This is a genomic window from Microcystis aeruginosa NIES-2549 (assembly GCF_000981785.2).
Classification (GTDB): Bacteria; Cyanobacteriota; Cyanobacteriia; order Cyanobacteriales; family Microcystaceae; genus Microcystis; species Microcystis aeruginosa_C.
The window spans coordinates 149,661-170,220 of sequence record NZ_CP011304.1 but is presented as its reverse complement, the minus strand read 5'-3'; the positions used below and the strand labels follow the sequence as shown (position 1 = coordinate 170,220).

Annotated in this window: 18 protein-coding genes, 1 tRNA gene and 4 pseudogenes; 11 read left to right on the top strand and 12 right to left on the bottom strand. The window is 44.0% G+C overall.

Annotated features, from left to right (window positions below):
• Positions 1-340: 340 nt before the first annotated feature.
• The 3 genes from myaer_RS00835 to myaer_RS00825 form a co-directional block, all read right to left on the bottom strand.
• Positions 341-412 (bottom strand) — tRNA-Thr (locus myaer_RS00835).
• 152 nt (positions 413-564) lie between these two features.
• Positions 565-2,463, bottom strand: coding sequence for an NAD(P)H-quinone oxidoreductase subunit F (locus tag myaer_RS00830; RefSeq protein ID WP_046660568.1), 1,899 nt, complete (start codon positions 2,461-2,463; stop codon positions 565-567).
• A gap of 215 nt (positions 2,464-2,678) precedes the next feature.
• Positions 2,679-3,362 (bottom strand): PHP domain-containing protein, encoded by a 684-nt coding sequence (locus tag myaer_RS00825; RefSeq protein WP_046660567.1) that lies wholly within the window; start codon positions 3,360-3,362, stop codon positions 2,679-2,681.
• Between the two features lie 451 nt (positions 3,363-3,813).
• Between myaer_RS00825 and queD the strand changes: the two genes are divergently transcribed.
• The 6 genes and pseudogenes from queD to myaer_RS00790 all read left to right on the top strand — a co-directional run bounded on the left by queD (position 3,814) and on the right by myaer_RS00790 (position 8,228).
• The gene (gene queD, locus myaer_RS00820; RefSeq protein WP_044000032.1) at positions 3,814-4,188 is read left to right on the top strand and encodes a 6-carboxytetrahydropterin synthase QueD; all 375 of its coding nucleotides are present in this window, start codon (positions 3,814-3,816) and stop codon (positions 4,186-4,188) included.
• A gap of 170 nt (positions 4,189-4,358) precedes the next feature.
• Positions 4,359-4,739 (top strand): annotated as a pseudogene (locus tag myaer_RS00815) (DUF29 domain-containing protein); the annotation flags it as partial.
• Between the two features lie 445 nt (positions 4,740-5,184).
• Positions 5,185-5,367 (top strand): annotated as a pseudogene (locus tag myaer_RS00810) (helix-turn-helix domain-containing protein); the annotation flags it as partial.
• A 94-nt stretch (positions 5,368-5,461) separates the two neighbouring features.
• Positions 5,462-6,235: pseudogene (locus myaer_RS00805) on the top strand (IS30 family transposase); the annotation flags it as partial.
• 52 nt (positions 6,236-6,287) lie between these two features.
• Complete coding sequence (locus myaer_RS00800; RefSeq protein WP_046660562.1) at positions 6,288-7,001, top strand: PEP-CTERM sorting domain-containing protein; 714 nt, start codon at positions 6,288-6,290, stop codon at positions 6,999-7,001.
• Between the two features lie 549 nt (positions 7,002-7,550).
• Positions 7,551-8,228: a Uma2 family endonuclease gene (locus myaer_RS00790; protein ID WP_046660560.1), complete on the top strand. Its 678-nt coding sequence runs from the start codon at positions 7,551-7,553 to the stop codon at positions 8,226-8,228.
• A 6-nt stretch (positions 8,229-8,234) separates the two neighbouring features.
• Here myaer_RS00790 and myaer_RS22605 read toward each other — a convergent pair.
• Positions 8,235-8,429 (bottom strand): annotated as a pseudogene (locus myaer_RS22605) (30S ribosomal protein S6); the annotation flags it as partial.
• A 180-nt stretch (positions 8,430-8,609) separates the two neighbouring features.
• A complete protein-coding gene (locus tag myaer_RS00780; RefSeq protein ID WP_046660559.1) occupies positions 8,610-9,320 on the bottom strand; it encodes a PEP-CTERM sorting domain-containing protein in 711 nt (236 codons plus the stop codon).
• Positions 9,321-9,808: 488 nt separating this feature from the next.
• On the opposite strand from myaer_RS00780, the gene myaer_RS00775 reads away from it, so the two are divergent.
• Positions 9,809-10,549, top strand: a complete 741-nt coding sequence (locus tag myaer_RS00775; protein WP_046660558.1) for a Uma2 family endonuclease — start codon at positions 9,809-9,811, stop codon at positions 10,547-10,549.
• A 6-nt stretch (positions 10,550-10,555) separates the two neighbouring features.
• Here myaer_RS00775 and rpsF read toward each other — a convergent pair whose 3' ends face one another.
• Positions 10,556-10,945 (bottom strand): 30S ribosomal protein S6, encoded by a 390-nt coding sequence (rpsF, locus tag myaer_RS00770; RefSeq protein ID WP_002733521.1) that lies wholly within the window; start codon positions 10,943-10,945, stop codon positions 10,556-10,558.
• Positions 10,946-11,090: 145 nt separating this feature from the next.
• On the opposite strand from rpsF, the gene myaer_RS00765 reads away from it, so the two are divergent.
• On the top strand, positions 11,091-11,882 hold the full coding sequence (locus tag myaer_RS00765) for a fumarylacetoacetate hydrolase family protein (protein WP_046663559.1): 792 nt from the start codon (positions 11,091-11,093) through the stop codon (positions 11,880-11,882).
• Here myaer_RS00765 and tpiA read toward each other — a convergent pair.
• Complete coding sequence (gene tpiA, locus myaer_RS00760; protein WP_071846391.1) at positions 11,869-12,594, bottom strand: triose-phosphate isomerase; 726 nt, start codon at positions 12,592-12,594, stop codon at positions 11,869-11,871. The two genes, myaer_RS00765 and tpiA, sit on opposite strands and share 14 nt — an antisense overlap.
• Positions 12,595-12,751: 157 nt before the next feature.
• Between tpiA and myaer_RS00755 the strand changes: the two genes are divergently transcribed.
• Positions 12,752-13,516, top strand: a complete 765-nt coding sequence (locus tag myaer_RS00755) for a metallophosphoesterase family protein (RefSeq protein ID WP_046663558.1) — start codon at positions 12,752-12,754, stop codon at positions 13,514-13,516.
• Here myaer_RS00755 and myaer_RS00750 read toward each other — a convergent pair.
• The 3 genes from myaer_RS00750 to pgl all read right to left on the bottom strand — a co-directional run bounded on the left by myaer_RS00750 (position 13,435) and on the right by pgl (position 16,322).
• A complete protein-coding gene (locus myaer_RS00750; RefSeq protein WP_046660556.1) occupies positions 13,435-14,682 on the bottom strand; it encodes a site-2 protease family protein in 1,248 nt (415 codons plus the stop codon). The genes myaer_RS00755 and myaer_RS00750 overlap by 82 nt on opposite strands.
• Before the next feature lie 123 nt (positions 14,683-14,805).
• Entirely contained in the window at positions 14,806-15,459 is a 654-nt protein-coding gene (locus tag myaer_RS00745; RefSeq protein ID WP_046660555.1) for an FHA domain-containing protein, read from the bottom strand.
• 140 nt (positions 15,460-15,599) lie between these two features.
• Entirely contained in the window at positions 15,600-16,322 is a 723-nt protein-coding gene (gene pgl, locus myaer_RS00740) for a 6-phosphogluconolactonase (protein WP_046660554.1), read from the bottom strand.
• Positions 16,323-16,913: 591 nt separating this feature from the next.
• Between pgl and myaer_RS00735 the strand changes: the two genes are divergently transcribed.
• Positions 16,914-17,705 (top strand): HpsJ family protein, encoded by a 792-nt coding sequence (locus tag myaer_RS00735; protein ID WP_046660553.1) that lies wholly within the window; start codon positions 16,914-16,916, stop codon positions 17,703-17,705.
• Positions 17,706-18,504: 799 nt separating this feature from the next.
• Positions 18,505-19,236 (top strand): sugar transferase, encoded by a 732-nt coding sequence (locus myaer_RS00730; RefSeq protein ID WP_002752714.1) that lies wholly within the window; start codon positions 18,505-18,507, stop codon positions 19,234-19,236.
• Positions 19,237-19,604: 368 nt separating this feature from the next.
• Here myaer_RS00730 and myaer_RS00725 read toward each other — a convergent pair whose 3' ends face one another.
• Entirely contained in the window at positions 19,605-19,973 is a 369-nt protein-coding gene (locus myaer_RS00725; RefSeq protein WP_046660552.1) for a hypothetical protein, read from the bottom strand.
• Between the two features lie 202 nt (positions 19,974-20,175).
• On the bottom strand, positions 20,176-20,382 hold the full coding sequence (locus myaer_RS00720; RefSeq protein WP_046660551.1) for a hypothetical protein: 207 nt from the start codon (positions 20,380-20,382) through the stop codon (positions 20,176-20,178).
• Positions 20,383-20,560 lie beyond the last annotated feature (178 nt).

The following is a 20,560-nucleotide window of genomic DNA, read 5'->3' as shown; positions in this document are numbered from 1 at the left end:
ATCAATATCTGAAGATAGACCAACACCAGCTTTTTGAGAGATTGTATATAGACTTTGCTGAAAAAGTGTATTGGTGGGGTTAGGAGTCAGGAGTCAGGAGTCAGGAGTTTCAGGCTTTGTTGCCCTGCTTTTTTTGTACTGGTTTGTGTACTATAAAGAGGATAATGCAAGGTTTTTGAGGGCCCCAATCCGATTTTCGCAGCACTAACATCGGATTTTAACAGGTCAAAAGCCTTATTTTAAAAGGGTTTTACCATTATTCAGCAAACCCTATATAGACTTTGCCGCAACCCGATCCACCAAAGCCTTGTAGGGACTGAAAACAGTTGGTTTTCCCACAAGCTGGTGATGGGATTTGAACCCGCGACCGGCTGATTACAAATCAGCTGCTCTACCACTGAGCTACACCAGCATTTTTTACCAACCCATTATAACACAAATAGACCAAGTGGTCACTGAGCCTTGTCGAAGTGTGGAGATTTTTTCCCCGTCGAGCCTATTCACCAGGCTGCTTTCCTCTTCCCTAGTCCGCGACCGGAAGACTAGGGAGCGATACACAGAGGTTCAATGAGTCAAAAGGGATGACCAATAATTAGTTATCAGTGACCATTGACCGTTTAATAAGAGCCAGATTAATCCCCCTATTCCGAAGAGAATAGTCAAGACATAAAATTGCGATTGACCGGAAACATTATATTTTAAGGCACTGCCGCTAAAAATCGTCGCTAAACTGACTAAATTAACCAGACCATCAACAATATAACGATCGAGCCAAGTGGTAATTTTTGACAAGCTGCCCACCGCTAAAACCACGGTAAACTGATAGATGCGATCGAGATAGAAGTCATAAGCAAACAAATCTTGCAGGAATCGCAGGATTAACCCAGTTGGTCTCGCCCAAGCTCGTCTTAACTCTACCATTAACCCGATAACTAGGCCAATTACCCCAGAGGCCATCAGTAAGGGAAAACCCCAGACAATAGTGAAACTCCGGTTATTAAGGAGGGGATTGGTGAAAGATAGCCAAAAATCCCAACGTAGGGGAATAATCGGGGCCAATAAAACGATTAAAATCAATGCTACCATCGGCAAAGCCATTGGCCAAGCCACTTCCGGGGTGCGATGGGTTTTACTTTGGGTTTGTCCCAAAAAGACTAAACGAAAGACCCGAGTAAGATTGATGATGCTAAGACAATTAACAAAGATTAAAACCGCTAATAACCACCAAGGAATCGCCCATTCGCCACTTAACCACCGTTTTAACGTCCAAAACATCCCTAGGGGCATTAACACCGTCATCCCTGCGGAACCTCCTAAAAAAGCCATGGTTGTAGCCGGCATTCTTGCCCAAATTCCCCCCATTTCCGTGATATTTTGGTTACTGGTGGTGAGAATTAACGCTCCTGCGCTCATAAACAATAAGGCTTTTGCCACCGCATGGGAGAATAAAATTAGTAAAGCGATATCCACATGACCTAATCCCACCGCCACAAAGACCAAACCGAGATAGGCACTGGTGGAGTGGGATAAAGCGCGTTTAATATCAATTTGGGACAAGGCCATCAAAGAAGTACCAATGGCCGTCATTGTCCCCAACACTATTAAAACATTGGCAGCGATCGGAGATAGGGTAAACACCGGCTGCAGCTTAATTAAAACATAGGCCCCCGCCGAAACCACGATCGAATTCCGCATGATTCCGGCTGGATTTGGTCCCTCCATCGCCTCATCTAGCCACAAATTCAGGGGAAATTGGGCGCATTTACCCGTTGGACCAGCAATAAGGGCTAATCCTAACAAAGTCGCCGTCAGAGGCGGTACAGGGTTATTTACCGCCCAATTTTCTAACTGAGAAAAACTCAATCCCTCTCCGTAACTGGACAGAGCCACCAAACCCATCAATAAAATAATATCGCCGACGCGCTTGGTTAAAAAGGCATCTCGGGCCGCAGTTACGACCAAAGGTTGAGCATACCAAAAACCGACGAGGAGATAGGTAGAGACCGTTAACATCTCTAGGAAAGCGTAACTGAATAGTAGGGAGTCACTAAGGGCAATTCCCCCTAAAGCTGCCTCAAAAAAGCCCATTAAGCCATAAAATCTCGCCAAAGACCAATCCTTTTCCATGTAGCCAAGGGCATAGATTTGGGCCAAGAGACTGATGAGGGTAATCAGTTCCAACGTCCCCAAACTGACGGGAGAAAGTTCGATCGAAAGAGATAAACTAAGATCGGCCACTTTTACCCATTCAAAAGCCAGTTTAATTGTCTCTCGATGCCAAATTTGATTAAAAGCGATCGATCCGTGTATTAACCCTAAGACGGTCATCAATAGGTTAATATAAGCCGCCGGCCGCGGACCGGTGCGACTAATAATACCTAAAGACCAAGGTAGGGTTAAAATCGAACCAATTAAGCCATAAATGGGAATTAACCAGCAAGTGTAAAGGAATAAATCTTTCATTCAGGGGGTTATTCAGTTATCAGTTATCAGTTATCAGTGATCAGGTTTAAGTTTTAAGTTATCAGGTTTAGGTTTTCAATTTTCAACAAATTTAGGCTCTTTCACTGGTTACTGATTACTGATCACTGATCAACGGCCATAAAAAACCAACACTCGATCGAGAAAGGATCGAGTTTAGTCAATTTAAGTATTTTACAGTTAATCCCGCGATCAGGCTAAATGCGCTGTAATAAAGATTTACCGTGGGAATCGGTGCTACAGGTGGCGAATAATTGATATTGACGACTAAGCGCGAGAGCTTGTTCTGTTTCCCGTTGACTGGGTAGCCAGGGTTTGGGATTGCCGTAGGCATAAAAAGCCTCAATACCATCAATACCCAATTCTACCGCCGCCGCCACTAAATCGGCCGCGGGGCGATGGTAACGAAAGGGATGGGCCAGAACCACTAAGGCCCCCGCTTGCTGTAAACTGTTAATGACTCTAGAGGCTAAAGCCAGATCTCCTTCTGGTTTGGTTCTTTGCAGATAGGGAGTCAAGACGGCATGAGCGGGATCGAAACCATAGCCAAGAATATGCACTTCTGTCTCTAAGAGATTCGCCGTAATTTCTACCCCTGTCCAGAGATGGGGTAGAGAACTCTTTAAATGCTGATTTTCCAGCCAAATTTGGGCTTGTCGATAACCTTCGATCGAGTGATGATCGGTAATTGCTAATCCTTTTAGTCCGATATCTAACGCTTGTGTCATCAAGTTCTGGGGACTCATTTGACCATCGGAACAATGGGTGTGAAGATGGAAATTGTAATGGTGGGGACAACTATCATAGCCAATATTTGCCCACACCGCTTTCAGGGCGAGGGTATCTTGAGCTAGGGGTGGAATTGTAGCAGAAACGACCATGCAGTATTAAGGAAATTTCCCAAAGATTACAAATTGTTAACAATCAGCATAGCAAATACCAGAAAAAATTGGGTAGCTGCTGTTACCGCTAACACCTTTAGAGACTGTTCGTCAATGATTATTAAGCGGGAATCGGAGCCTTCTTCAGTCTCCGCGCTGATTATCGGTTATCGCTGCCCCTACAAGCAGATTTAGCTCAAAGCCAATTGAGTCACCGAGAATTTTTAAGCTATGTAGGGTATGCTGAAAAGTTAGGGGCGAAGCATTCGGATAGGAAATCTACGGTCTCAGCGATAGGTTATGCCTGAATACTTCACCCCTACAGGACTCAAAATCTTGCACCTGTTTCCCGAAACAAGACCCTAAAACCCTTAATTCGTCCATATTATGGATAACTATCGGTGGCGAAATAAATAAACCAGATCTAACCGATAGTATCGACCGATTAACCATGGCAGAATGGATTATTTACAAAGAATTTCGCTTTGAAGCAGCCCATCATTTACCCCATTATGAAGGTAAATGCCGCCGTCTCCACGGTCATAGTTGGCTGGGGCGCGTCTATGTGAAAAGTAATCATTTACAGTCCCAAGGCTCACAACAGGGAATGGTGATGGATTTTGGCGAAATTAAACAATATTTACAGCCGTTACTCGATAATTTTCTCGACCATCATTATCTCAATGAAACCACTGGTTTAGAAAATCCCACCAGTGAAGAATTATCGCGCTGGATCTATGAAAAATTGGCAAAAGCTGGTTTACCCAACCTTCATGCCGTCGAAATCTGCGAAACCTGTACCTCTGGATGCACCTATTATCCCTAATCGGCAAACTATCATTAGCTAGGATGGATGGCAAACCTATCCCACGAAAATTATAAGATTCCCAGTCACAATCCTCTCAGAACGTAGGTTGGGTTGAAGCATGAAACCCAACGCCCGATTATGTTACGCTACCGCTAACCCATCCTACAAATAATTGTGCCTACCTACTTAACCTACTTAAAGAAGGTAAGTGGGAGTACCTCGATTTAGAAAATCTGATTGAGGAAATTGAGGCAATGGGTAGGAGTGATAAAAAGGCTTTGAAAAGTAATTTAGAAAAGCTATTGCTTCACCTGCTTAAATGGAAGTATCAACCCTCTAAACGTTCTCATAGTTGGCAGTATTCTATCACCGAACAATGTTTGAGATTGTTGGACGTTTTTGAAGATAGCCCCAGTCTCAAGGTATATTTTGAGGAAGTTTTTGATAAGTGTTATCGAAATGCTTGCCTACTTGCCGCTAGAGAAACAGGGTTAGATAAAAAAACTTTTCCTGATGTCTGTCCTTTTGCCAAAACTGATATCCTCGATCCTGAATATCTACCAGATTAATACTAAGTAGGTAGGCGTTAAAAGTTGTCAGACACCACCCTTATTAAGGGGGGATCAAGGGGGGATTAAAGGCAAAATTCATTTTTAATTTAATTATAACCAGCTACTTATCAACAAGTAATTTAAATGCGTGGGCAGCTTAACTTATTAGGTCGAGGTTTAATGATCTAGCTCACAGTTTACCTGTGAGCATAAACACTTCCTTGACCGAATGAAATCACATAAGTCTTTAGATAGGTACTTATTATGGTCGAAGTAAATGACATTGTTGCGATTGCTTCCTGCTCCTAATACTGTATTCAAATTCGTCAAGGCTAATTGCAATAGTGATATTTTACGAGCAATTTTTTTAAGTCCGTTAGTGTGCAATCTCTCGCCAATTCAAAAATGAAACGCATCAACCTCAAGAGTTGACAAAGAAAGGCTCATCAGGTACTGTCTTATCATTAACAAAAACAAATCAGACCCAAAAACGAGCCGAAAACATCTTAACATAGAACAAAGAAACTTGCTCTACCAACTTAGTCAGGAGAGAAATTTATCTCAACGGCAAATGGCCGTCTGGCTCGGATGTCATCAAAGCACGATATCACGAGAATTAAGAAGGAATCAAAGTTCCCTCGGCTGCTAAGTAGTCGTGCAAAATTAATTTCCTAGTGAAGATAGGCAAGAGGCAAGGGGCAAGAGGCAAGAGGTGGTTAGATATGTGTAATTAATTTTGCTTAGGTCCTTATCTACCTGACACAGCACAAGCTGAAAGCGAGACAAGGCGAAAAAATGCCAAACAACCCTTTAAAAATGTCAGTGAGTCGGCCTTAGAGTTTGTGAAAAAATGATTAAAAGATTATCATAGTCCCGAACAACAAAACTACCCTTGACTGTGGAAAATATCAAGAATACCTACGCGGCTGGACGAGGAAAAAGAAAGAGTCGAAATGGAGCAAAAAGTAAGCGTGGAGTGATTCCAGGGCGTGTAGATATCAGCGAGCGACCAGCAATTGCTGACCAGAAAACCGAAATCGGTCATTGGGAAAGTGACACAATGATTGGAGGCAATCATCTAGGAGTTCTCGTTACATATATGGAGAAAGCCTCGAAATTTTTAGTAGCAGGATTAGCCAAAAACAAAACCGCATCGGAAATCAACCCTTGTCACCGAAAAACTTTTTCAAGAGATTCACCCTGACAAAAGAAAAACCTTTACTTGTGACAACGGCAAAGAATTTTGTGGACATCAAGAGTTGAGTCAGAAACTAGGAGCAGATTTTTATTTTGCTACTCCTTATCATTCGTGGGAGAGGGGATTAAACGAGCATACCAATGGACTATTGAGACAATTTTTCCCCAAGGGAACGAATTTTAAAATTGTTAAGCCAGAGCAGGTGGAAAAAGCCGTAAACTTGATTAACAATCGTCCTCGAAAATGTCTTGACTATCCTACCCCCAATGAGGTATTCTATGAGGGTAGATCAGACAGTGATGCAATTCAGACTTGAATCGGCCATCTCTGTTTTTCAACTTCTGCCCTATTACTAACTAGAAATCAAAATGATCACAAACATCTCTAGACAATTAACCACGGGCGTTCTTGCCATCGCTGGCAGCGTTGCAGCTTTCGGCTTCGGCGGTATCGCTCAGGCTCAGACTGCTCCTAATGCCACCTTTGGTGGTAACACGATGGGCGGTGTAACGTTCACTGGTAATCTCAGTACAGCTACCTCCATCAGCTTTAACGCGTTAACAGGATTCGTGACTAGCGTTCCCAATACCTATACCCCTTTCGGCGGCACCCTCGCTGCTAACGACTTCAACACTGGTCCGGCTGGAACTACTTTTGTTGAGGGGGCGGGGTTCTTCGTGACATTTACCGGCGGTGGTCCGGTTCTAGATTTCAGTGGCGCTGGTGTGGGTAATACCACTGAAGGCGTCAACCTTATCTTCGCTTCCACGAGCTTCGCTGCTGGTACAAGCCCTGAAAACCGCTACACTTTCACTGCTAGTTCTGGTACAATCACCAGCCAGAATGACACTGGTTTAAATATTGCTTTTTTGGGAACTTTCGCAGATAGTGGCGGCACCTTCTCAACTTCTGCTGCCACAGTCAGTCTATCGATTGCTTCTTCTGGTGTGGGTCAAGGTAGTAGTGTTTTCACCTTCGGTACACCTCCCGCTTTTGCATCAACAAGTGTTCCCGAACCTTCTGCTATCTTGGGTATCTTAGCTGTTGCTGGTATTGGCGCTTTTGCTCGCCGCAAGAGCTAGTCACTGCCATTAGAGCAAAAATAATGGAAAAAATAAGCGTTAAAGTCAAACTTAACGCATTTTTTCTTGTCTAGAGACGGGAGTGGGGAGTCTGAGCATTTGTATTAAAATATCCATTGACATCCTCACCGACGTAAACGAGCGGTGATTCCTCACCACGCCACCTTTTTAGGATGGTCGTTGAATGGGGCTTCGGCCGTGAGCGCAGCCGAACGGTTGACGCTTCACAGGATACTGCTACCTTAGCGGTAGTCTTACGCTTTCCGACCCGTCCGTTTTGATTGTCCGAATGCCGGACGGCCACTTTGAACAAGTCGAAAAAATTTCCTGTTCAACCTTATTTCCTAGAAAGTTTTACTCGTTCAAGGCCGAATTTGAATTCTTTTCTGAACGAAACCCCCTACTATCTGTGGTCAAGGTTCAGTTTTTAGCTTGGTTATCGCTTTTTCCATTGTAGCTTAAAGCCGTCCTAAAAGGACGGGGTTTTAAACCGAGGATTTGCGATGATACAATAAAGTTAGGCAAAAATGCGATCGCAAGAGATAAAGCATGGTTCAAGCACCCATCGAACCCCAACTTTTCTATCCTGACTCCGACGGTAAACCCATGGCCGACAACACAGTTCAATATCGCTGGATTGTTCGCTTGGTTGCCAATCTCAAGTATTTATTTAAAGGGCAAACCGTCTTTGTTGCCGGAGATTTGCTCTGGTATCCCCAGCAGGTAACTGTACCCCCCGCTCCCCGTCAAGCTCCCGATGCCATGGTAGTTTTCGGCCGTCCACCGGGTGAGCGCGGCAGCTATAAACAATGGGAAGAAGACAATATTGCTCCCCAGGTAGTGTTTGAAATCCTCTCTCCGAGCAATAGTGCCAGGGAAATGCTCAAAAAGCAGTCTTTCTATCGGGAGTATGGGGTATTAGAGATGTTTTTCTATGACCCGGACTCCCATGATTTCTGGGGATTGGTACGGGCCAATCAGCAAGAGGATTTTTTCCCAGTAACGGCCTTGAATTTTCCCTGGACTTCCCCAATCCTAGGGATTCGGTTTGAGATGTTTGAAGAGGGTTTAGAGGTCTTTTATCCCGATGGGGAACGATTTAAAGACCCTGAAACCCTCTTTGAGGAACGCAACCAAGCACAACAAGAGCGCAACCAAGCACAACAAGAACGTGACCTCGCTTTTGCCCGATTACGCGAATTGGGCATTGATCCGACACAGTTGTGACTATAATTAATCTTCAGCGGAGATACCGTCATCTTCCACCACCGCTTCGGTGATAGGAGAGGGCGGAATTTCCGTTAAGGGAGATAAATCGGCAGGGGGGGGCATCACGCGATCGAGTTTTAGGGTTAAATAACGAATAACCTCATCACTTAAACCCATGGCCCGTTCCATGGGGGCGACTTGTTTGCCGCTGGCCTGATATAGTCATTTCAGATAAGTCTGATACAGTCTAGGCCGACAAAACCCTTATGAAATCTCGGATTGATATTCTCAATCTTAATTGAAATGACTATAGGTAGGTGTTAAAAACTGTCAGATACCCCCCTTATTAAGGGAATATTAAGGGGGTATCAAGGGGGGATAAATCCTACAGTTCTCAACTCAATTGTCCTGTTTTGACTTCTTTTCTTGAGATAGTCTGCGCTGGCAGAAAGCACCAAATCCCAATACACCTAAGCCTAAAATTGTGCTAGGTTCAGGGGTTGAGGTAATGAAAAATTGACCGCTATTATCTTCCCAAGCATCAGTCCCATCATTAACACGAAACTCAAGAACAGTGCCAGCAGTAATACCCGTAAAGCCTACATTTGTAAAGATACTGGATAAAGCCACACCAGACAATGATAAATTTGTTGGTGGAGTGGAACTACCGAAACCATTGGCTGCATTGGCTGAGAATAGAGGAAAAAATCCCAGTGTGTTATTACCAATGAGTAGAGAACCAAAGGGTTTACCTGGAAGTATTGGTGTTAACCCGGTAAATGAGGTGATAGTTTGTCCCACATTTTCTGGATCTGTTGTTTGGGTAATAATACCCGCAGCATTCATAGCCAATGTTCCAGGAGCGAGATATACTGTTCCAGAAACATTAACACTTAAGGTGTCTAACGGGGAAAAGTTTTGAGAAACCGTGAAACTTGGCCCCAACAAAACATTATTCCCGAAAACAGTTGTGTTGGGAATAATTAGCTGAGCAGCTTGAACTGGTGATATTGCTAGAGTGCTAAAAGCAATGGCAGAGGAAGCGCTCGCTATTTTTGATAGCCTATTCTTACCGACAACCCGAAAATCAATTAGTTTTGCTAATACCATAACCAAATGCCTCCTAAAAGATGGCTTCGCCGTCGCTATGCTAGCATTTTTGTTTATATATGTCAAGCCCTTGCCGTTAAATTCATGAAATCTTAAAAATACTCTAAGTTGCTTATAAAGGTGTATTAGCGACAGCGTAACACGCCCTACTTAGGGCTTGCTGAATAAATCTAAAAACCTTGTTGGATAAGGCTTTTAGACTTTTTTGACCTCAAAAAGTGCCGACCATTGGAGGGATCGGGGGTAAAATTCAGGTACTTTTTCCCTGAAAATTAGGTAACTGACTACCTCAAAATCGGTAAAACCCTACACCCCACACCCCACACCCCACACCCTGCCCCCACCAACAAACTTTTTCAGCAGACCCTACTTATACAACTTTGACAAGAGGTCTAAGGCCGAGCCGTCCTAAAAGGACAGGGTTTCAATCCGAGGATTTGCGATGATACAATAAAGTTAGGCAAAAATGCGATCGCAAGAGATAAAGCATGGTTCAAGCACCCATCGAACCCCAACTTTTCTATCCTGATTCCGACGGTAAACCTATGGCCGACAACACAGTTCAATATCGCTGGATTGTTCGCTTGGTTGCCAATCTCAAGTATTTATTTAAAGAGCAAACCGTCTTTGTTGCCGGAGATTTGCTCTGGTATCCCCAGCAGGTAACTGTACCCCCCGCTCCCCGTCAAGCTCCCGATGCCATGGTAGTTTTCGGCCGTCCACCGGGTGAGCGCGGCAGCTATAAACAATGGGAAGAAGACAATATTGCTCCCCAGGTAGTGTTTGAAATCCTCTCTCCGAGCAATAGTGCCAGGGAAATGCTCAAAAAGCAGTCTTTCTATCGGGAGTATGGGGTATTAGAGATGTTTTTCTATGACCCAGACTCCCATGATTTCTGGGGATTGGTACGGGCCAATCAGCAAGAGGATTTTTTCCCAGTAACGGCCTTGAATTTTCCCTGGACTTCCCCAATCCTAGGGATTCGGTTTGAGATGTTTGAAGAGGGTTTAGAGGTCTTTTATCCCAATGGGGAACGATTTAAAGACCCTGAAACCCTCTTTGAGGAGCGCAACCAAGCACAACAAGAACGCAACCAAGCACAACAAGAACGCAACCAAGCACAACAAGAACGCAACCAAGCACAACAAGAACGCAACCAAGCACAACAAGAACGCGATCGCGCTTTTGCCCGATTACGCGAATTGGGCATTGATCCGACACAGTTGTGACTATAATTAATCTTCCGCGGAGATGCCGTCCTCTTCCACCACCGCTTCGGTGATAGGAGAGGGGGGAATTTCCGTTAAGGGAGATAAATCGGCAGGGGGGGGCATCACGCGATCGAGTTTTAGGGTTAAATAACGAATAACCTCATCACTTAAACGCATGGCCCGTTCCATGGGAGCGACTTGTTTGCCGCTGGCCTGATAATTCATCTGCACATAGACACCATCATTGAGTTTTTTGATGGGATAGGCCAGACGTTTTTTACCCCACACCTTAACTTCAATGTCTGTGGCGCTGTGTTCGGTAATCAGAGTCCGATAACGTTCCACTTGTTGCTGAACGACTTCTTCCCCTAAATCGGGACGGAGAATGTAAAGAGTTTCGTAGTTATTGCTCATGTCAGAATCCTTATGGACTAGAAGGCTTCTTTGTCAAGGCCAGGAGTCAATTGATTTTAATAACTCTCTAGCTTTTAATAAAGAAGCAAGGATATATGATCATACTACTATCCGAGAGTCGATCGCTAGTCATTCCCAGAAAAATATGGCGCAACGCTATGTACGAGTGAAACATCGTCAAGGACAAATCTTCTACGGACTGTTACAGCTAAACCGTAGCGTTGCCGTCTTTGATGCCCCTCCCTGGCAAGGAGGGCAACTAACCAAACTAGAATTAGAACCTGATAGCTACCAACTATTAGCCCCCTGTTTCCCGTCGAAAATTATTGCCGTGGGCAAAAACTACCGCGCCCACGCCGCCGAGATGGGAACACCTGTACCAGAAGAACCGCTTTTATTTCTCAAGCCACCGACGACAATTATCGCCGATGGTGAAACGATTTTTTATCCGCCCCAATCGGAAAGAGTAGATTATGAGGGAGAATTAGCCCTAATTATCGGAGAAACCGCCAAAAACTGCACCACAGCCCAAGCCAGAAGCAAAATCTGGGGTTATACTATTGCTAACGATGTCACCGCTAGGGATCTACAGAAAAAAGATAGCCAATGGACGCGGGCGAAAGGATTTGACAGTTTTTGTCCCCTCGGCCCCTGGATTGTCCGGGAACTGAGTATCGGGGCGCAATTAACCACTTTTCTCAATGATGGCAGCGAACCGAAACAAAGCAGTTATCTGAGTGATATGGTCTTTCCCCCCGATGTCTTGGTGGCTTATATCTCCCAAGTGATGACCCTGCTGCCGGGGGATGTGATTCTAACGGGAACTCCCGAAGGAATCGGACCGCTGCAGGTGGGGGACAAGGTTCGGGTGGAAATAGAAGGCATCGGGGTTTTGGAAAATAGCGTCATGGCAGCAGCATCAATTAACGATAATTAACAATCCTGGCGAATACGGCGGGGTCTAGACTCGCCCCACCGACTAAAGCCCCGTTTATCTGCGATTGAGCCATAATTTCATCGATATTATCCGGTTTTACCGAACCACCGTACTGAATGGTTACTTCGGGATTGTCTAATTGTTGCCGAATCAAACCGATAACGCGGTTAGCTTCCTCGCTTTCGCAGGTTTCCCCGGTGCCAATCGCCCAGATGGGTTCGTAGGCGATAACGAGGTTTTTTTGGTCAACATTGACTAAACCTGCTTGAATTTGCTTGATAATTACCTTTTCCGTTTCTCCGGCATCTCTTTGGGCTTTACTTTCTCCCACGCAGATAATTGGGGTTAAACCTTGTTTTTGGGCAGATATGACCCTTAAATTGACGGTTTCATCGGTTTCGCCAAAATATTGCCGGCGTTCACTGTGACCGATAACCACATAGTGAACCCCGATTTCGGTTAACATATCCGCCGAAATTTCGCCCGTATAAGCCCCCGATTTTTCCCAGTGGACATTTTGCGCCCCTAAGCGAATACGACCACCGTGGAGGGTTTTAGAGAGGACAGCTAAAGCTGTGAAAGGCGCACAAAGAACTACTTCTCGGTCGTCCGGGGTTTCCTCTAGATGGGATTTAAAATCTTGCAAAAACTCCAGAGCTTCTCTCTGGGTTTTGTGCATTTTCCAGTTACCTGCAATAACAACTTTCGGCACAGCTTAATTAATTTAGTAGATTTGATAATTTATGGTACATTTTACTGTAAGCCTTTTTGTTACCCTAAGCAAGATCACCGATAATCGCTGTTTGTCGTGAACAGATTTCTTGAATACTTTTACCTCTACCTATGCCCTAATCCCCTACCAAATCCTCATGCGAACCTTAGCGATCGGCGATATTCATGGTTGCTCGAAAGCTCTAGATCACTTGCTAGAGATCGTCAATCCCAAACCGCAAGATACTTTAATCACCCTCGGTGATTACGTTAATAAGGGCAGAGACTCGAAAGGGGTGATCGAGCGCCTGATTTCCCTACATAAACAGGGAAATTTGATTCCCCTCAAGGGTAATCACGAGATTATCATGCTGCAAGCGCGTAACAACCCCCTCAAACAGCGTCTCTGGTTAGAAAAAGGCGGTAAAGCTACTCTAAAATCCTATAGCGAAGGCCAACTGATTAAAATTCCCGAATCCCACTGGGATTTTTTAGGAAAAGTCTGTATAAATAGCTACGAAACTGCAAATCATTTATTTGTTCACGCTGGTCTCGATCCCAATCTACCCCTAGCCAGACAACCAGAATACAAACTCTTTTGGGAGAAATTTCAATATCCCGCCGCCCATACTTCGGGAAAAACCATGATTTGCGGCCATACCAGCCAAAAAAGCGGTAAACCAGTTAATCTCGGCCATGCCATTTGTATCGATACTTGGGCCTACGGTAAAGGCTGGTTAAGTTGTTTAGATGTGGAAGCGGGGAAATTGTGGCAGGTTAACCAGCGAGGAAATTTTCGCATTAGCCATATTCAAGATTATTATCGTCCATCCTCTCTAGGTCAGGACATTAAGGAAGGTTCGCCGATTTTTGGCGGTTCACTTTTGTCGAGAGCGGCAGCAATAACATTTAAGGGCAAATAACTGGGATAAACTCCCTCGCGAGCGCGTTCAATATCCGCTTCCTCTAGGGGAATTTGGCATTTAATCGCAATTGCTTTGAGGATAGCACCGCGATCGATCACTCCCGCTACGGCGGAGGCTGGTGTTAACACCGTGATCATGCGGTCCGGGATGGTTTCCAATTTCTGCACCACCGTCACTAAGGGGGTTTTTTCCTCAACAGTGGCAATTTCGCCGAGGGGATGGGCAATATCAAGCAGTTGTTTTTCTGACCAGAAACTCCGCTCGATCGCCTGTAAATCTTCCACCCGAATTAATCCCCGATAACGTCCCTCGGACGCGGCAAAATAAGCAGTATTAGCCGCTGCTTGCTCTAAAACGTATTCTTGGGCGAATTCCTGTAGGGTTTGATGGGCGTTTAAAACCCGCCAATTTCTGCTCATCACCTCTCCCGCTGTGAAATTGAGGAGACTTTCCTGTAAATTAGTTAAATTATCGTAGGCGCTGGCATTTCTGAGGATAAACCAGCCCATTAATCCTAACCAAGCACCCCCCACATCTGCCGTCAAGAGAACCAAGAAAATCCCTAAAATAATCCCCAACCAACCGATGAATTGACCACTGATCGCAGCCCAATGTAAACCCTTCCAGCGATCGCCTGTCGCTTGCCAGACGATTGCTTTGAAAATTTGACCGCCATCGAGGGGTAAACCGGGGATAAGATTAAATAGAGCTAAAAACAGGTTAATTATCGCCAAATGCCCGCATATATAGGTTAAATTGGCGTTTAAATGGGGTAAGTGACTGGCCAGGGATAAGAGACAAAACAGGAGAAAACTGACGACCGGTCCAGCGATCGCTACTTGCAGGGCCTGGGGAGGAGTCCGAGATTCTCGCTCGATCGAGGCCATACCCCCAAAGAGAAACAGGGTAATAGAATTGACCTCGATGCCTTGGCATCGGGCTATGAAACTATGACCTAATTCGTGGAGTAAAACCGAGATAAACAGCAATAAAGCGATGATTAAACCAAGTAACCACGCTAAAACAGAACTTTGGCCAGCCTGAGACTGAATTTCTGCATCGGTGGCATTGATCAAGGTTACAAAAGCCAAAATCAAAAACCAGGAGGAATTAATATAGAGAGGAATGCCCAATAAAGAGCCGATTCGCCAATTTGTACGCATATTGACCAAGTAAAAAGTGAGAAGTAAAAAAGAAGATGGATAGTGATCAAGGAAAAATTAAAAAGGAAAAAAGCTGTCAACCTTCTGGGAGTCTCCACCAGGAAATTAATTTTGCCAGACTACTTAAGACATTTGGAAAATAAAAGTCATTTTGTCCCCTTTACCGAGGGAAATGCGATCGCCCGCCCGGAGACGATGACGATTGCCGGGGGGTAGGGGAGAGTGATTAACATAGGTTCCGTTAGCGCTGCCGCTGTCTTCGAGGTAATAGATGCCTCCTTCGACACGGATATCGGCATGAACCCGGGAGACGATATCAGAATCGGGAAAACCAGAAACATCGATATCGGGGGGAATGCGATCGTTAGGTTTGCCGACATGAATTACCGATAGATGTAGGGGTAATTCAATTTTGCTATCGGTTTGTAGGTGCTGGAGACTAGCCATTTCCGTCTGTAAGCGGGTGGCGGCCGGAACCGGTGGAGGAGCAATAGCCGGCGTACTGATCGGTTCGGCAACAGGAGGAGGTGCGATCGAGGCAACGGTGGGTGTAAGGACTGGTGAGACGGGTTCAGGTTCCGATGCGGCCTCGGCTGCCACGATGGGAACGGAATTAGGCTGTAAATTGTAGCCACACTGACCGCAAAAGGTGGCATCAGTTTGGATGGTTGCCCCACAATTAGGACAGGAAGACATCCGCGGCAAGGGAGTGTAACAGGCCTCGCATTGACTGGCCTCATCGGGGTTAGTATGTTCGCAATTAGGACAAACGATCATTTTTAAGGAAAAAGTAAAAAGGAAAAAGTAAAAAAGCAGATTAGGGGTTGGGTGTTAGGGTGTTAGGGTTTTAGTTGAATTTCCCCACTCCCCCATTACCCCTATTCCCCCATTACCCTATTCTCCCATTACCCTATTCTCTAGACAAACGAGGAACCGGCGGCCGCATCGAGTAACCAATATAATTCCCCGGCCGGAGGGTGGATGAGACGGGAAGGATAGGAGAAAGAGTCGCCATGGGCAGAGAAAATCTCATGTAAAGCGGGGCGTTTACTTTCGCCGGCAGCGATAAAGATCACACAACGGGCCTGATTGATCAGGGGAACGGTAAAAGTTAAGCGGGGATTGCCGTCTTTCTCGCCGACGGTGATACAGCGATCGCTGACCGTTAAAGCTGCCGTGTGGGGGAAGAGGGAGGCGGTGTGACCATCATCGCCCATTCCCAATAAAATCAGGTCAAAAACGGGAAAATCGGGAGAATTGACCCCAAACCATTGGCGGAGATGATCATCGTATTTTTGGGCAGCCCGGTGGGGATCGGGGTCATCCGTGGGAACATGATGAATATTAGCGGCCGGGATCGGTATGCGATCGAGCCATGCTAACCGGGCCATGCGTTGATTACTGTCAGGATGTTCGGGACTAACGTAGCGTTCATCCCCCCAGAAAACGTGAATTTTTGACCAATCGAGGGGTTGAGAGGATAAAGCTTCGTAGAGAGGTTTCGGGGTGCTACCGCCGGAAAGAGCGATGGTAAAATAGTCCTGTTGTTCGAGGCTGGTTGTGATTTTTTCCAGAACCAGCGCCAGAGATTTTTCGATCAGAGCTTGTTTATCGGCTAAAACTTCCACCAATTTCTGCATGGGTTTTGTTATCGACTCAGGAGGGCTGTCTTTACTATAGGCTAACCATTCAGGACTCGTCTGAGAGCTTGGGAAAATTTTATTCTTTGACGGCCTCTGTCTTAGGTAAGATATCTGGGGGGAAAACCCAGTCTGAGAGCTGGGGAAAATTTGATTAGACCTGCTGCAAAAGTAAGTTATCGAGGTGCTATCGGGTCAAAATATCTAAAAAAATGGATAAATTTGCCATAATCTTAGGTTTTATGGATATTATAGTTGTCTATTGTCTTTTTTATCTTCCTTTCGCCCGTCTCCTATCGACCGTATCCTCAGCTAAGGTCAGATTTGTGATTTTTGCAGGAGATCTATTCTTTGACAAGGATAAGTTTACCGATACCATATTGAGGTAATATTTCTAGAGTCGATTCTCGAAAGGGGTTGACAAGCAGAACGATTTAACCATAGTGTTGGGCAGGAGGTTGAGCGAGAGTTAATTAGAAATTGCAGTTTGTCAGATTGCCTCTGTCGGCAAAATCCTTCTGGGAATCCCCAGCGAGAACTTTTAAACAGACTAATGAATCTATTCATTGACATACCATTACAGAAACAGCGATGAACAGTTTTACTTCTTTGTCCCTGAAATTAACGGGATTGGTTTTCATTATTTCCTTCCTTTTGGATGGGTTTATCCTGCCGCTGCCCTATCAATTCAGTCAATCCCAATGGCAGGTAGGGTTCGTCACCACCTTTGTGGATCGAGGCATTGTTCCTCTCCTCGGTATCATTCTCGTTTTAATCGCTTACTGGATTGACGCTAACAATAAAGATATCATTCCTAGGAAATCCCGCTTTGAATTGCGTTGGCCGCTCTTTGTTTTTTCCACAGTGTTAGGGTTAGTTTTTCTGTTGATGATTCCAGTTCATATCAATAATACCAACCAGATTAAAAACAACGCTTTGACTCAAATTGAACAGGGTGTTGACCAAGGAGAGGGGCAAATTCAGGCTTTCTTAGCCCAGTTAAATACTCTATCGCAAAATCCCCAATTATTAGAACAGCAGATCTCTCAGAGAAATGAAGTGATTGAAACTGGTCGTTTCCAAGGACAACCGATCAACGCGGAACAGTTACAGACCCTCCGTCAACAAAGAGAACAATTAACTAATTTACGCGATTTATCCAAAAAACCGAAGGAATTTAAACAGAAATTGGATGAGATCAAAAATCAGCTACAAACTCAGCTGCAAGAGCGGCGAAAACAGGCAGAAAGCCAAGCCAACTTGGAGGCTTTGAAACAGTGGTTAAGAATTGGTATTCAAAGTATGTTGCTATCGATTTGCTATAGTTTGATCGGTTGGTTAGGCATTCGAGAACTAGGTAGTATGAAAAAACGCACCGCCTAAGTGTGGCATTTATCTTAAATGATGAAGTATAAAGTTTTCGTTTTCGGGAGCCAAAATTCAGGCTTCGGCCCTGAGACTTCGGACGTTCGGCGAGATCAGTCTCACGCCGAAGTCCGAACCGCCGAACGGACTTCGGCGACGAGTGCAGACAAGAGCATACTTCATTCTTAGGATCAAAGCTGTAACTACTTAAATATTCAGTCACCAAGGGCATCATTTGCTGATGCTCTTTTTTTTATTAAACTTCTTGCATAATTAATTTTTGCTGGTTCAAAACCTTCCTATAATACTAATACTAAATCCGTTGAGTATATGCTACATATCAGGAGAGGCAAGAGGCAGAAGGCAAGAGGCAAAAGGGGGAATAAATAATCAGTTTTTAATAACCGAATTTAGTATAAATCCTGTTTAAAAGGTATAGGAGAGCGGAGAGTTTTCTGCTGTGAACAGTAATCAGTAAACAGTAAGCAGTGAACTGAACACTCACATCTGATAAGTACCTAAGCAAAATTAATTACACATTTCGATAAAGCTTTTGCCTATTGCCTATTGCCTATTGCCTATCTTCACTAGGAAATTTATTTTGCACGACTACTTAACTGATTCAAACCTGACTGCTGACCACTGACTACTGACTCCTAACCCCAGCAACAAACTTTTTCAGCCAACCCTAATTAGAGATTTTTCAGTACAAAGGCTCTAAAATGACCAGTGCCAGTTATTGACCCAAAGACTTGTTTTTTCAGTCTTGTGGCTTTATCATGGGTACTGTGTGGTGTGTGTGATGTGAAGGAGTAAGATGACTGCTAATAGCCAACTTATCTCCGTCAAGGCTCTACAAGCTTTGATGAAGCGAGGGTTCAAACCTTCGGTCTCTGGTAGACGGCATCAAAAATCTTGGTTAATAGCTTTGGACGGCGATACCTCAAAACGATTATTCGATATCGTTTTCTCCCTATCGGTTCTAATTTTCTTTTCGCCGCTTTATTTAATCTTAGCCTTACTGATCGCGATTAGTTCCCCCGGTCCTGTCTTCTATATGCAGAAGCGCGTCGGTCAAAACTTCCAGCATTTCAACTGTATCAAGTTCCGTACTATGGTAATGGACGCGGATAAGGTATTAGAGAGACTGATGGAAGACTCTCCCCAACTGCGGGCGGAATTCGAGGATAATTTCAAGCTGAAGGATGATCCCCGCATAACTTGGATTGGCAAGTTTCTCCGCTTAACCAGTTTAGACGAGTTTCCCCAGTTCTGGAACGTCCTGCGGGGAGATATGAGCGTCGTCGGTCCGCGGCCTTTAGTTCCCGAAGAATTGCAGAAATATGGCAATCGCATCGACAAAGTTTTAACTATTCGCCCCGGTTTAACTGGTTTATGGCAAGTTTCTGGACGTAATGACATCCCCTATCCCATGCGGGTGCAGATGGATGTGTATTACGTTAATTCGCGCAACTGGTTAACCGATATATGGGTAATCTTTAGAACTATCGGTGTTGTGGTTTTTCCCAAAAATAACGGTGCTTACTAAATCGGTGAATAGTAATTCAAGATTACTTACTACTGTTTCAATGTAATTAATCGCTAGACTGGAGGAGAGAAAGGCAGAACTTGCTTTTTTCTCCTCTTTTTTTGAGAAGAAATATTATGACAGTAATTAAGTAATATTAAATCGGTTCAGCGTCATGCTACTTATGAACATAGACAATAATTGTTAATTATCAATATCAATAGGGACTCACTCAAGATTCCTAACTATGTAATTTTACCGATCTAAATCCTCTGAGAATATAACTCAATATTCGGTGCTTTCAGATAATCATGCTGTCCATTGTTAACGTGACAAACACATAATAATACTAAATCCGTTGAGTATAAGCTACATATCAGAACAGGCACTCATGCAAGAGGCAAAAGGAGGAATAAATAATCAGTCTTTAATAACCAGATTTGGTATAAATTGCGAAAATCGTCATAAAAACACACCTCAACTCCATCAGCAATAGCATACCAAGAAGACTGATTGAAGAAATCATCCACCGTGGTGAAACTAGCTCTTAAATCATTACGATACCAAATTTGTCGATGTTGATGGGAATTCCACCTATATCCTTGAGCTTTTAGCAAGTCTCTAATCTGAATAGTCTGGTAAGAACCTTTCCCTTTTTGATTGCCGATTTCAATAGTTATATATTTTGACTTATCTCCTGGTATTGGATATTCTTGCCAATTGATTTTATTCAGATTTAAATGAGCAAGAAAGGGCAAATAGTTGGGTGACTATCCTAACTAAGAACTTAATTTTGTCCTATTACTTAGCTGTTATCTTAAGGGTGAGGTAGGAAGTCTCTGATTTTAGGAAACACTGGAACTAGAAATGATGCTAAATCCCCTCATTTCGTCTATACCACAATTTAGGCATTTTGTCAAAAAAAAATTGACTTTGCAACAAAACTACACAAAAATTAGATCAACGTTGTTCGGGAAAAAAGGGATAATTGGCGAAAGTGTTTGGTTTGGCTAAAAGGGAAAGTCTAGATTTAGCAATGGTTTCAAGGCAAGCTAGACCTTTAAAAGTCCAAAAAAGACAGTAAAAATCCACCATAGCATAATGCAAAATTATACCAGAATCGCTGGAAGTATTGCCACCTCGTAAATAAATAGAAATTATTCTCAATAAATTCCTGAGTAAAAATAAATATTACCAATTGTAAATTTAAATATTTTTAAGTATTGAAGGTATTTGCATATAAAATACTTATCAGTTTGCGCCGATTGCCTCTAACTTTTCCCTCCCCACAACAATCACCGGGTAAGTAGAAAATTTCTCATTCTTTCTCCTAAAGATGAAGCAC